Raw genomic sequence first — 12,937 nt, forward strand, 5'->3', positions numbered from 1 at the left:
GGCAATCAAAATAGGGTATTTTTGATTTTCTTTTGGATAGGTTGTTGCCTATTTCCATATACTGGCCTTGCCCAAGCCACTGCTGAAAACCAGATAGGCTATTTTCCGCTCAAAGAACAGTTGGAAAATGTCAAACAGTATCCAGAAAACTATAAAGAAATAGCCGAGGCCTATTTAAAACTAGGTGAATACTACCATTCTTTAGGTCTCTTTTCCGAAGCCACCGAACAATACAATCTGGCATTAAATCAATTGGGTACCGCCTTAAACGACCCACTGTTCATTACGCTGAACAATAACATAGGTCGAGTGTATCTAGCACTCAATAAATTTGAATTGGCCGAACAGTATTTTACCGAATCCATGAAATCGGCCCGAGAACTTAAATATGATGCCGGCTTGGCCTCATCTTTGGGCTTGCTGGGAGCAAGTCACGAAAAACAATCGGAGTATACAGAAGCATTAGAGGATCAATTTCAAAGTCTTTCACTGTTTCAAAAATTGAAAGACTCATCAGGAATCGCACTCACCAATGAAAATATTGGGAGTATCTACGAGGACCTCGAGGAATACGACAAGGCATATCTGTACTTTAAAAAGGCCTATACTTTTTTCAAAGGCAGTTTTTCAATCGAAGAATCCAATGTTCTAAATAATTTAGGGGATGTTTTCAGGAAAACTAAGGATTACACCAAAGCTCTTGAGTTTACCGTCAAATCATTGAATTTAGCTGAAGAAATCAACGATTTACATCAGCTGGAAAGCGCCCACAAAGATTTGTCCAAAACCTATGCTTTGATGGGGGACTATGAAAAAGCCCATTCCCATTTATTGTCGGCGTCGGAATTCAACAACCAAATGATCACTTCCCAAAACAGTGACCAGTTGAACGTGCTTCAAACCATTTTCGAGACCAATAAAAAAGAAGCTGAAATTGAATTGCTGAAAGAACAAGGAAAAGTAAGCAGGGCGAATCAAAATGTTCTTTGGGTGGCATTGTTTGCCATTGCAGCTATTCTCACCATTTTATATTTCTATTTGGGAAGAAAAAAAGAAGCAAAAATCAAACTGCAGGAATATAAACAACGCATGCTTAAAGCAGAGTTGGAGAAAAAAGCGATAGAGGAGAAAAATTTACAACGTGAGGTGCAACTCAAAACCTCTTCCTTGTCCAGATACAGTTTACATCTTTCCCAAAAGAACAAAATCCTGTTGGATCTTTCCTCAACCTTGACCAATATCGCATCCCGAAAAAACATGAACACTTCGGAAAAGATTAAAACCTTGGTCAAGGAAATAGATCACAATCTTCAGGAAGAGAACGAATGGGATGAGTTCATGTCCTTTTTCAAGGAAATCCATCCGGAATTCATTAAAAAATTGTCTTCACTTTCCGAAAATAGCTTGTCTCCGGCCGAGCTCCGATTGGGCATGTTGTTGCGCTTGAACTTATCATCAAAAGAGATTGCCTCCATTTTAAGGGTAACCCCAGATAGTGTTCGAGTGGCACGCTATCGACTCCGTAAAAAGTTGCCGATAGATCAAAAAGAGGAATTGGTAAACTTTATGGTTGACCTTTAGTCACTTTTTGCCTCAACTCTTTACAAAAAGTTAATCGCATGTAAACAAACTGTAATTGTTGCCTTGATGTTTATAGCCATTTTTCGATTTGTTTCCCTTTTGTTCTCTTTTAGTTTAAATCATAAAGAGTTGATATACATAGTTTTGGGTGACTAAGTAATGTAATTCAAATTTCAACTGATGAACCTAACAAAACTCTTTTATGTAACGCTGTTTTTAGTGCTCGGAACAGCACTTGGGCAAGCACAATCAGGAAACATCCAAGGAACCATTACCGATGAAAACGGTATTTATGTTCCTGGAGCCAATGTTTATATTCAATCCATTTCCAAAGGAGCAATATCCAATTTTGATGGAAAATTTACTCTTGTTGGCATTCCTGAGGGATCTTATACACTTTCCATTACCTATATGGGATATACCGATGTGGAACAAGAAGTTGCAGTAACAGCAGGTCGAACAACTGCCGTTAATATTGTATTGAACCCTTCCAATGTAGAGCTGGATGAAGTTCAGGTAAGTGCTTACGGATTGAGTGGTCAGTCCAAAGCTTTGAATACCCAAAGAACAAACATGAACATTACCAATGTGGTGTCAACCGACCAAATTGGTAAATTTCCAGATGCCAATATAGGTGATGCTGTAAAACGTATTCCCGGTATCACTATGCAAGTAGACCAAGGGGAAGCAAGGAACATTATTGTTCGTGGTCTTTCTCCACAATTAAACTCAGTTACCTTAAATGGTAGTAGAATTCCTTCTGCTGAGTCCGACAACAGAAATATTCAGATGGACCTTATTCCTTCTGACATGATTCAGACCATCGAAGTGAACAAAGCGGTAACCCCAGATATGGACGGTGACGCTTTGGGTGGTTCTGTAAACTTGGTAACCAGAACTGCGCCTCAAGGATTCAGACTTTCTGCGACTGCGGGATCTGGTGTAAACTTTATCACCGATAAACGAATTTGGAACGGATCTATTTTGGTGGGTGACCGTACCAACGATGGTAAATTTGGTTACATGTTCTCTGCAACCATCAACGACAATGATTTTGGTTCCGACAACATTGAGGCCGAATGGAGCGACGAGTTCGAATACAATACTGGATTGGAAGACGAAGAGGGAGAGCCTATTTTGGAAGAAGTTGATGTGGATCCTTACACCAATGTAACCGAACAAAGAACGTATTTGGTACAAAGGGTGAGAAGAAGCTTTTCCGCCAATTTTGATTATCAGATCAATGCAGCCAATAATATCTACCTAAAAACCATGTACAATTGGAGGGACGATCGTGAGAATAGATTTGCCTTCGCACAAGAAATTTTGGATGGAGAGGATATTGAAGCAGGGGATTTTACCATTGCCAATGGAGTCCCGACCCGTTTTCCGATTGAAGCAGTTCGCGAATCCAAAGGGGGTATCGCTGGAGGACGCAACAAAAACAGACGATTGGAAGACCAGCGTATGCAAAACTACACGCTGGGTGGAGACCATTTATTCGGCTCATTAAAAGTGGATTGGATGGCAGCTTACGCGAAAGCCTCCGAAGAGCGTTTGAACGAACGATACGCTGCCTATGCTGCGGAGTACATTGTTAATAATGACAATAGTAACCCAAAGTACCCAATAATGACTGCATCCGACCCAAGTGATTTCAATAATATGGACAACTTTGAGTTTGATGAGATCACCAACGAAAACCAATATACTGAGGAAGAGGACATAAACTTCTTTGTGAATTTTGAATTGCCGGCGGATCTGTTTGGTAATGGAGGTACGATCAAATTTGGTGGTAGAGGTCGTTTTAAAACAAAAATGCGCGACAACGACTTTTATGAATATGATTTGGAAGATCTGTATCCTACTTTGGGATCTGTTCCTGTTAAAAACTACACTGATCCAGATTTCTTGGCTGGAGAAAAATACCAAGCAGGTACTTTTGCCAGTGAAGAATGGTTAGGTTCTTTGGATTTGAACACTACAAATGGTGAAGCTTTGCCAGATGAATACCTTCCAGGAAATTTTGAAGTAAAGGAAAATGTTTTGGCCGCTTACGCCATGTTCAACCAAAAGCTGACCGACAAGTTGAGTGTTTTGGCCGGTCTTCGTTTGGAAAACACAAAACTCGAATCGGATGGAAATCGTGTGGTGTATATTGAAGAGGATGAAGATGCAGGAATAGAAGAGGGAATCGAGGTAGAGCCTGTTTCTGATGAGAACTCCTATACCAACTTTTTGCCTGGACTGCACTTTAAGTACGATTTGGATAATAACACTATCCTACGCTTTGCTTGGACCAATACGCTGGCACGTCCTAACTACGTGGATTTAATTCCTAGATCGGAGATCGTTAACGAGGATGAAGAAGTTATCGTTGGAAATCCTGAGTTGGACCCGACCACTTCCATGAACTTCGACTTGAATGCAGAGCACTATTTTGAAAGTGTAGGTATTATTTCAGGTGGGTTGTTCTATAAAAGAATCAACGATTTCATCTATACCTTTATCACTGAGGCCGAAGATGATTCATTTGGTTCAGGAACAGCGGGGTATGATGTTTTTCAACCTTTAAATGGGGATTCAGCATCTATTTTCGGTGCGGAGGTATCTTTCCAAAGACAATTGGATTTCTTGCCAGGTTTTGCAAGAAACTTTAGCATCTACTTGAATTATACGTATTTGTCATCCAGTGCAGATGGTATCCGTAACGAAGATGGTGACGAGCGTACCGATTTGGATCTGCCAAACACAGCGCCAAACATGTTCAACGGGTCGTTGGGTTATGCCGATAAGAGATTCAGTGCAAGACTTTCAGCCAACTTCTCCGATTCCTATATCGATGAGATTGGTGGAAATGCTTTTGAGGACAGATATTACGATACGCAGTTCTTCTTGGATTTCAACGCCAGTTATGCCATCACCAATAACTTGAGAATCTATAGCGATGTGAACAATATCACCAATCAACCATTGCGTTATTTCCAAAGTGTAAAGGAAAGAACACAACAAGCTGAGTTTTACAGTATAAGATTCACTTTTGGCTTGAAGTACGATTTGTTCAAAAAATAAAATCAGGTAGTATATTTTATATACTAGGTCAAATCGAGCTCAGTCGAGATGCTTAGAGCATTGAAACGTTCTCGACTGCGCTCGAACTGACATAAGACATAAATTTTTAACTCATGATTAAAAAATATATACCAATAATAATGGTGTTGGCCGCAATTTCCTGTAAAGAACAAGGAAGCAAATTGCCTGCCATTGCACCAGATGTTATTACTGAAAAAACACCGAACGATACAGACGACCCAGCCATTTGGATAAACCCCGAAGATGCATCAAAAAGTATTGTGTTCGGGACGGATAAAGAAACAAATGGAGGCATCTATGCTTTCGATTTGAACGGAAAAATCATCAAAGAAAAGTCCATTACAGGGATTCAACGTCCCAATAATGTGGATTTGGAATATGGTTTTCAATTGAACGATTCGGTCGCTGTTGATGTAATTGCCTTCACCGAAAGGGAAAAGCAACAAATTCGTTTGTTTTCCGTGCCCGATATGAAGCCGTTGGATGGTGGCGGATTTCCCGTTTTTGAAGACGAGGCCAACATAGAAAACCGTTTGGCTATGGGCATCAGCCTGTACAAATCCCCAAAAGATTCATCGGTTTATGCCATTGTTGGAAGAAAAATTGGCCCTAGCGACTCCTATTTATATCAATATAAATTGGAATCGGACAGTACTGGAGTTTCTGCCAACTTGGTTCGCAAATTTGGAAGCTTTACTGGTGGCAAAGAAATTGAAGCCATTGCTGTGGACAACGAATTGGGCTACGTATATTATTCCGATGAAGGTGAATGTGTTAAGAAATATTATGCAGAACCTAGTATGGGTAATGAAGAGTTGGCCTGTTTTGGAGGCGAACACTTTTTAGAGGATATAGAAGGAATTGCCATTGCCAGATATCCAAATGGAGAGGGCTACATCATTGTTTCGGACCAACAACGTGGTCAGTTCAATATTTTCTCGAGAAAAGATAACAGTTTCATCAAAGCAGTGAATCTGTCCACCACGGAAACCGATGGATGTGATGTGGTGACAGTTCCGTTGAACAATACGTTCCCTAACGGACTTTTTGTAGCCATGAACGATGAAAAGGACTTCTATTTTTATGATTTGAACAAAGCCTTGGACTTAAAATAAATCCTAGAATTTGAGTTTCCTTTTTCGAGCGGTAATTTCCCAAGCATCAACTTTTTTACCGTTTTCGATTACCGAAACTTCATCATGAAGATTAATAGTGGGGCAAATATGATACGGGATGCCATAAAGGATATCACCGACCTTAAATTTGCTCCACTCTTCCACTTTGATCACCCCGTGCTCTTCACTTTGCGAAAGTAACTCGTAATTGTCCAGGTTAAGGAACTTTACCCGTTTGTTGATCGGGTTCTCCGCAGCCACCGATTTATGTCCTAGATCTACTGTAATTATGCCTTTCGTAGGTTTGGAAATAATTCGTGTGACCAAAATAGCGGCTGGTTTAAAATTTTGTTCGCTCAGCTTATCCCCATAGCCCCAATCCCAAAGAACACAGGTGCCCGGGCTCGTAATTCGCGTTTCTTCCAACAGGTGGGAGGTGAACGATGGAGTTCCACCACAAATAATTTTGGCCAAAGGGTAATCAGGTTTCAGAGCCTCAAGATAAGTTTCAACATCCTTTACACCTTTCTCTATTTTTTCTTTTCTAACAGTAAAATTCACATCCCTTAAATGTCCATCGTAGGCATGTAGCCCTTTAAAGGAAAGAGATTTGCATATTTTTAGATAATCCATCAATTCATCCAACCCCGGGCCTATTTCTATCCCAGAGCGGTCCATGCCATTATTAATGTCAATATAAATACTGATACAGGCCTCTTTCTCCCGAGCTTTCGAATTCAATAGCTCTGCACTGTCTATATTGTCCACAATGGTGGAAAAGGCAGTGTTGGGAAAATGGTTGGACAAACTAAGGAAACGGTCCACCTTGGGCCCAACAAGCTGATGTGCGATCAAAACAGATGTAGCTCCGGCCTCTGCTGCTATTTCCGCTTCAGGTATTGTGGATGCCTTAAAGTTGGATATGCCGGCTGCCAACATTTGCTCCAGTACCTTGGGCATTTTGTTGGTTTTAATGTGCGGCATCAACCGATTCGTGTCACCATCGATCAAATCGACCATCTCGTTAATATTGTGCTTTAAATTTTCTAAGTAGAGCGCTATGGATGGAGAATCCACAGTTTCAATATTTTTAATAACGTACCAATCCCTGTCCATATATCCAGATTTATGGGATTAAAGGTAACAATCACAATGGGATGAACGATAATTTTATTTGTTTGATTCAGAGATTGTGTTGGATAAGCGAATGGATTTCTTTTTGTAGCTTTAAGAACATTAACTATAAATCTTAAATCATGAAAAAAGCAGTTATTTCATCACTATTGGCTTGTTCTATTTTGTTTACCAGTTGTTTAGGGTCGTTCAGTGCGTTCAATAACCTAAAAGATTGGAACCAAGGGCTGACCGACAGCAAGTTCTTGGACAACTTGATTTTTTGGGGATTGAACATTGTTCCGGTTTACGGATTGTTCTTTCTTGGCGATGCAATCATATTTAATGTGATAGAGTTTTGGTCCGGCTCCAACCCAATTGCCATGAAGGACGGCGAGTCGGAAACCCAGATGGTGGAACACGATGGCAATACTTTTGAGATGATCGCCACCAAAAACAGGATTCAGGTAACTGTGGTGGAAGGGCCAAAAAAAGGAAAGAAAATAGATTTGGTCTACAAGCCCGACGAAAAATCGTGGAATGCCATTAGGCCAAATGGAGAAATTATAAAGCTATCTTCATTTGAAGAAGGTTTCTATATTGTTCACATGCCCAACGGTGAGAGAGTAAAAATAGACCCTATGAGCACAAGGGAAGAAGGATTGGCGTTGCTTAAAGAAAAGGATACCTATTATTATAACGAAACCCTTTTGGCCGAATAAAAAACATTGAACAATAAAAAACCCATGGTGTTTGCCATGGGTTTTTTTATATCATTTTGTTTCTTAGTATCTGTAGTATTCGGGTTTAAACGGCCCTTCTACTTTTACTCCAATATAATCGGCCTGCTCTTTATTGAGTTCGGTTAGCTCTGCCCCTAATCGGGATAAATGCAACTTGGCCACTTTTTCATCCAAATGTTTGGGTAGCATGTACACTTCGTTGGCATATTTGTCACTGTGTTTCCAAAGTTCAATCTGCGCCAACGTCTGGTTGGTGAAAGAGTTGCTCATTACAAAACTTGGGTGGCCGGTGGCACAACCAAGGTTTACCAATCTACCTTCGGCCAATACGATCACATCTTTACCTTCAATGGTATATTTATCTACCTGTGGTTTTATTTCGTCTTTGGTATTGCCGTAGTTTGCGTTCAACCAGGCCATATCAATTTCATTATCAAAATGACCGATGTTACAAACAATGGCTTTGTCCTTCATGGCCCTGAAGTGTTCTTCTCGGATAATGTCCTTGTTTCCGGTAGTGGTAATTACAATATCCGCGTTGGGCACCACGTTTTCCAATCGCTTTACCTCAAAACCGTCCATACAGGCTTGCAGAGCACAAATAGGGTCGATTTCGGTAACGGTTACAATGGCCCCAGCTCCACGGAAAGATGCAGCTGTTCCTTTTCCAACATCTCCATAACCGGCAACAACAACCCTTTTGCCCGCCAACATGGTGTCGGTGGCCCTACGAATGGCATCCACGGCACTTTCGCGACACCCGTATTTATTGTCGAACTTCGATTTGGTCACGGAGTCGTTCACGTTTATGGCCGGCATTGGAAGCGTGCCATTCTTCATTCTTTCGTACAAGCGGTGTACTCCTGTGGTGGTTTCTTCTGAAAGGCCTTTTACGCCTCCGGCCAATTCAGGATACTGGTCCAAAACCATATTGGTAAGATCTCCACCATCGTCCAGTATCATGTTCAAAGGCTGTCTGTCCTCTCCAAAAAACAGGGTTTGCTCTATGCACCAATCAAATTCCTCTTCGGTCATCCCTTTCCAAGCGTAAACCGGAATACCTGCGGCAGCTATGGCGGCAGCGGCGTGGTCCTGTGTAGAGAATATATTGCAAGAACTCCAGGTTACATCGGCGCCAAGAGCCACCAAAGTTTCAATTAAAACGGCAGTCTGGATCGTCATATGAAGACAACCGGCAATCCTTGCCCCTTTTAAAGGTTGTTGGCTCCCATACTCTTCGCGCAAGGCCATTAGCCCGGGCATTTCTGCTTCTGCAAGCTCAATTTCTTTCCTTCCCCAATCTGCAAGAGAGATGTCCTTTACCTTATACGGTACATACGGAATTGTCTTAGTGCTCATACTTTTTATAAATTTACTTTTGTAGCTTCGCTTAAATAGTGCACAAAGATACGAATTCGCTTAACTTTTGTTCATGCCAGTTTACAAAACAATAACAGTTTCCCCGACCACAAAGGTCTACATCTGGAAAGTTACGGAGCCAGAGGCCCAACTTGCTCTGAATGTGGAGTTGACTGATCATTGCCAAAAACGAATGGAAGGCATGAAATCGGAGGCGCACCGGAGGGCTTTTTTAAGTATCAGGCACCTGCTGGCACTGGCTGGGTATGTGGATCACGACCTCTATTACGACGATTTTGGTAAGCCCCATTTAAAAGATGGCAACCATATCTCCATTACCCATTCACATAATTTCACCGGGATTATTGTCAGTGAAACCGATGAAGTGGGAATAGATATTGAGATGCAGAGGGACAAGATCTTAAGAATAGCCCACAAATTCACCCCTATCCAAGAATATAAAACCTTGGCCAATTCAGAGGCGTTGATGCGAAAATTGACCATAGTCTGGGGGGCAAAGGAGTCCTTGTACAAAATTTATGCACAGCAAGGACTCAGTTTTTTACGACATATTGATGTAATGGATTTTTCTTTTGACGATACACGGACCGTAGCTGAAATATTGTACAAAGGAGAAAAAACACATTACGAAATTGATTTTCTGGAATTTGAAGGTTTTACATGTGTGTATGCTCTAAAATTGATGGGCGGGTGATAAATCCTTTTTGTAGATTTGTCCAGTAACCATAACCGCCAATGAAAATTTCCGTAGAGCTTACGCTGTCGCCACTTCAAGATGATTTTGAAGCCCCTGTTATTGAGTTTATCAAAAAAATGCGTAATTCTGGATTGACCATTTTGGAAAATCCATTGAGCACCCAAGTTTTTGGAGATTACGATAGGGTGATGGATGTTCTTCAAACCGAGATCAAGGAAAGTTTTGAAAGTTTGGACCATGTGGTTTTGACTATGAAAATGGTGAAATCTGACAGAAGTGAGTATGAACCCCATTTTTGATTTTTTCCTAGGCCCTTACGAGGATAGGGAGCTTTCCCTGATCATACTGGAGGCAACCGCCTTTTTTTTCGGGATTGCCAGTGTGGTCTATGCCAAAAAAGAGGATATTTTGGTATATCCCACAGGTTTGGTCGCTACCGTAATAACCACGTATATTTTTTTTGTGGACAGTTTGTTCGGGGATATGATGATGAATTTTTATTATTCCATGATGAGTATCTATGGCTGGTGGAACTGGGCCCGCAGAAGGGACAATAGGCAGCCCGTGGTGCATATAACCAGAACAAGTTCCAAAGAAAAATGGATCGGTTTCGGCTTTTTTGTGCTGACCATGTTGGTCACCTATGGCGTGTATAAAATCTTCGGTGCCGAAATCGGTCCGACCAATTATGTGGACATATTTACATCGGGTGTTTTTTTTACGGCAATGTGGTATATGGCCAATAAAAAATTGGAAAACTGGACCCTTTGGATATTGGGTGATTTAATAACCGTACCTTTGTATGCGTATAGGGGATGGGGTATGTTCTCTTTGCAATACCTCATTTTTACTGTGTTGGCAATACAGGGATATTTAGCATGGAAGAAAAGCTTGGGCAAGAGCCCTCAAACCTCATAAAAGTAGTCCTGTTCGGACCGGAATCCACAGGGAAGACCACACTGTCCAAACAACTGGCAGCGCATTACCAAACAGAATGGGTGCCCGAGTACGCCCGCGAATATCTACAAGACAAATGGGACCGAGAACAGAAAACTTGTGAACCTCATGATCTGCCCCCAATTGCATACGGGCAAATGGCATTGGAGAACAAATTGGCCAAAAAAGCCAATAAGGTCTTGATATGCGATACTGATCTTTTGGAAACCAAAGTGTATTCAGAGGCTTATTATGATAGTACTTGTGATCCATTGATAGAAAAATATGCACTCCAAAACAGTTACGATCTTTATTTTTTGACCTATATAGATACGCCCTGGGTGGCAGATGATCTGAGGGACAAGCCGGACGAAAGAGAGCGTATGTTCGGATATTTTAAGGAGGCTTTGGAACAGAATAATAGGAAATTCATTAAATTAAGGGGTGATAAAGCATCAAGGCTTAAAACAGCAATTGAACATATAGATAAACTACTCCAAAAACATGATCGAATTAAGTCCTAAAGACTTGGAACAACTGGATTCCAAAGGAATATCCAAAGAAAAAGTAGAAAATCAGATACAAACATTTAAAGATGGGATTCCCTTTGTGCAGCTATCGCAAGCAGCTGTAGTGGGCAATGGCATACTTCGATTTTCCGAGAAAGAACAGTTAGATCTTCTGCAGTATTTTGAAGACCATCGCTCAGAACTGGACCTTTTAAAGTTTGTGCCCGCTTCGGGCGCGGCATCCAGAATGTTCAAGGCCATGTTCAACTTTTTGGACAGTTACGATCCATCAAAAGAAAAACTCTCCGAATATATCGATAGAGCAGGAGATACCGATGCCAAAAAGTTTACGGATAACCTATCCAGTTTTCCATTTTATGACCGGATTATGACCAGGATCAAGGGAAAAGCATCCAATGGAGACGAAGAAGCTTTTCTTTTTGTAAAGGAAATGTTGATGGAAAGTGGACTTAATTATGGATTTTATCCCAAAGGATTGTTGCCATTCCATCAGTATGAAACTGGTGCGGCAACACCTTTTGAGGAACATTTAAAAGAGGCCGTACTTTACGCAAAAACCAAAGGCAGGGCAAATCTCCATTTTACCGTATCCGAACAGCACGATGCCATGTTTGCCGAAGAAGAAGCGCAGGTGGGGCCAAGAATTTCAGAAAAAACGGACACCAGTTTTAATGTCTCGTACTCAAATCAAAAACCATCTACCGATACCATTGCCGTGGATATGGACAACAAGCCCTTTAAAAATAATGATGGTTCTATCTTGTTTCGTCCAGGTGGGCACGGAGCACTTATTGAAAACTTGAATGATCAAGATGCCGACATAATCTTTATTAAAAACATAGACAACGTTATTATCGATAAGAATCTCGAAACCGTGGCCAATAGCAAAAAAATGTTGGCAGGAGTCCTTAAGAAAGTGCAGGACAAAGCCTTTGCGTATGCCAAACTGTTGGAGGGTGAAGTATCTTTTGAAAAAGCCGATGAGATCAAGGCATTTTTGGAGAAAGACCTAAATGTTCGTATGCCCGGAAATTACGATGATTTTAGTGTAGCGGAGCAAAAATCAATTTTAAAGGATAGGATCGATCGCCCCATCCGTGTATGCGGAATGGTGAAGAACGAAGGAGAACCTGGAGGAGGTCCATTTTGGATAAAAGATAATGAAGGAACTATATCGCTTCAAATTATTGAATCCGCACAGATAGATCAAAACAATAGACAACAAGCTGCCATTTTACAAAACTCCACACATTTTAACCCTGTGGATTTGGTTTGTGGTGTGCGTAATTACAAAGGAGAAAAATATAATCTTTTGGATTTTGTAGATCATAAACAAGGTTTTATAACGGAAAAAACCAAAGAAGGAAAAGAGCTCAAGGCACTCGAGCTTCCAGGTCTGTGGAATGGAGCAATGGCATTTTGGAACACCATTTTTGTGGAGGTGCCCTTGGTTACATTTAATCCGGTAAAAACCGTGAACGATCTTTTAAAGCCTTCTCATCAGGTGTAAAACAATATGTTTCAATAAGTTGGAGCCCATTGCATTTTATGTAATGGGTTTTTTTGTTTTTGAAAGTGACCAATGAACAAAAGCTGTGTCTTATAGGTAAACACGAAATTATTTTCGGTGATAGAATTGAATTGAGATAATCCGAAAGGGTTATTTAAAGTTGGTTGATTGGTTTGTTAAGAAGCCGTGCATATTGTGCGGCTTTCTTTAAGGTCAGGCCCAAATTACAGAACACTATA

Annotated in this window: 11 protein-coding genes; 9 read left to right on the top strand and 2 right to left on the bottom strand. The window is 40.9% G+C overall.

What is annotated here, in order from left to right:
• Nucleotides 1-21 precede the first annotated feature (21 nt).
• The 3 genes from AB9K32_RS15340 (at nt 22) to AB9K32_RS15350 (ending at nt 5,789) form a co-directional block, all read left to right on the top strand.
• The gene (locus AB9K32_RS15340; protein WP_369885672.1) at nt 22-1,581 is read left to right on the top strand and encodes a tetratricopeptide repeat protein; all 1,560 of its coding nucleotides are present in this window, start codon (nt 22-24) and stop codon (nt 1,579-1,581) included.
• A gap of 180 nt (nt 1,582-1,761) precedes the next feature.
• Nucleotides 1,762-4,653, top strand: coding sequence for a TonB-dependent receptor (locus tag AB9K32_RS15345; RefSeq protein ID WP_369885673.1), 2,892 nt, complete (start codon nt 1,762-1,764; stop codon nt 4,651-4,653).
• A gap of 113 nt (nt 4,654-4,766) precedes the next feature.
• Nucleotides 4,767-5,789 carry a phytase gene (locus AB9K32_RS15350; protein WP_369885674.1) on the top strand — a complete coding sequence of 341 codons (1,023 nt, stop codon included), beginning with the start codon at nt 4,767-4,769 and terminating at the stop codon, nt 5,787-5,789.
• A 3-nt stretch (nt 5,790-5,792) separates the two neighbouring features.
• Here AB9K32_RS15350 and AB9K32_RS15355 read toward each other — a convergent pair whose 3' ends face one another.
• On the bottom strand, nt 5,793-6,905 hold the full coding sequence (locus AB9K32_RS15355) for a D-TA family PLP-dependent enzyme (RefSeq protein WP_369885675.1): 1,113 nt from the start codon (nt 6,903-6,905) through the stop codon (nt 5,793-5,795).
• A gap of 140 nt (nt 6,906-7,045) precedes the next feature.
• Between AB9K32_RS15355 and AB9K32_RS15360 the strand changes: the two genes are divergently transcribed.
• On the top strand, nt 7,046-7,624 hold the full coding sequence (locus AB9K32_RS15360) for a DUF3332 domain-containing protein (protein WP_369885676.1): 579 nt from the start codon (nt 7,046-7,048) through the stop codon (nt 7,622-7,624).
• A 63-nt stretch (nt 7,625-7,687) separates the two neighbouring features.
• Here AB9K32_RS15360 and ahcY read toward each other — a convergent pair whose 3' ends face one another.
• On the bottom strand, nt 7,688-9,004 hold the full coding sequence (gene ahcY / locus AB9K32_RS15365; protein ID WP_369885677.1) for an adenosylhomocysteinase: 1,317 nt from the start codon (nt 9,002-9,004) through the stop codon (nt 7,688-7,690).
• 73 nt (nt 9,005-9,077) lie between these two features.
• On the opposite strand from ahcY, the gene AB9K32_RS15370 reads away from it, so the two are divergent.
• Genes AB9K32_RS15370 through AB9K32_RS15390 form a run of 5 tightly spaced genes read left to right on the top strand, consistent with a single transcriptional unit; the run spans nt 9,078 to nt 12,698 of the window.
• Nucleotides 9,078-9,719, top strand: a complete 642-nt coding sequence (locus AB9K32_RS15370; protein WP_224836221.1) for a 4'-phosphopantetheinyl transferase superfamily protein — start codon at nt 9,078-9,080, stop codon at nt 9,717-9,719.
• A 41-nt stretch (nt 9,720-9,760) separates the two neighbouring features.
• The gene (locus AB9K32_RS15375) at nt 9,761-10,021 is read left to right on the top strand and encodes a YkoF family thiamine/hydroxymethylpyrimidine-binding protein (RefSeq protein WP_224836222.1); all 261 of its coding nucleotides are present in this window, start codon (nt 9,761-9,763) and stop codon (nt 10,019-10,021) included.
• Nucleotides 10,005-10,640 (top strand): nicotinamide riboside transporter PnuC, encoded by a 636-nt coding sequence (pnuC, locus tag AB9K32_RS15380; RefSeq protein ID WP_224836223.1) that lies wholly within the window; start codon nt 10,005-10,007, stop codon nt 10,638-10,640. The genes AB9K32_RS15375 and pnuC overlap by 17 nt, the downstream gene beginning before the upstream one ends.
• Nucleotides 10,601-11,182 carry an AAA family ATPase gene (locus AB9K32_RS15385; protein WP_224836224.1) on the top strand — a complete coding sequence of 194 codons (582 nt, stop codon included), beginning with the start codon at nt 10,601-10,603 and terminating at the stop codon, nt 11,180-11,182. Before pnuC ends, AB9K32_RS15385 begins: the two co-directional genes overlap by 40 nt.
• Nucleotides 11,163-12,698, top strand: a complete 1,536-nt coding sequence (locus tag AB9K32_RS15390; protein WP_369885678.1) for a DUF4301 family protein — start codon at nt 11,163-11,165, stop codon at nt 12,696-12,698. The genes AB9K32_RS15385 and AB9K32_RS15390 overlap by 20 nt, the downstream gene beginning before the upstream one ends.
• Nucleotides 12,699-12,937 lie beyond the last annotated feature (239 nt).

This window comes from Allomuricauda sp. XS_ASV26 (assembly GCF_041224615.1).
Classification (GTDB): Bacteria; Bacteroidota; Bacteroidia; order Flavobacteriales; family Flavobacteriaceae; genus Flagellimonas; species Flagellimonas alginolytica.

Excerpts from the sequence above, each read along its gene's own strand:
- pnuC (WP_224836223.1), top strand. The coding sequence starts at position 10,005 with ATGAACCCCATTTTTGATTTTTTCCTAGGCCCTTACGAGGATAGGGAG.
- AB9K32_RS15375 (WP_224836222.1), top strand. The coding sequence starts at position 9,761 with ATGAAAATTTCCGTAGAGCTTACGCTGTCGCCACTTCAAGATGATTTT.
- AB9K32_RS15345 (WP_369885673.1), top strand. The coding sequence starts at position 1,762 with ATGAACCTAACAAAACTCTTTTATGTAACGCTGTTTTTAGTGCTCGGA.
- AB9K32_RS15350 (WP_369885674.1), top strand. The coding sequence starts at position 4,767 with ATGATTAAAAAATATATACCAATAATAATGGTGTTGGCCGCAATTTCC.
- AB9K32_RS15360 (WP_369885676.1), top strand. The coding sequence starts at position 7,046 with ATGAAAAAAGCAGTTATTTCATCACTATTGGCTTGTTCTATTTTGTTT.
- ahcY (WP_369885677.1), bottom strand. The coding sequence starts at position 9,004 with ATGAGCACTAAGACAATTCCGTATGTACCGTATAAGGTAAAGGACATC.
- AB9K32_RS15390 (WP_369885678.1), top strand. The coding sequence starts at position 11,163 with ATGATCGAATTAAGTCCTAAAGACTTGGAACAACTGGATTCCAAAGGA.
- AB9K32_RS15385 (WP_224836224.1), top strand. The coding sequence starts at position 10,601 with ATGGAAGAAAAGCTTGGGCAAGAGCCCTCAAACCTCATAAAAGTAGTC.
- AB9K32_RS15370 (WP_224836221.1), top strand. The coding sequence starts at position 9,078 with ATGCCAGTTTACAAAACAATAACAGTTTCCCCGACCACAAAGGTCTAC.
- AB9K32_RS15355 (WP_369885675.1), bottom strand. The coding sequence starts at position 6,905 with ATGGACAGGGATTGGTACGTTATTAAAAATATTGAAACTGTGGATTCT.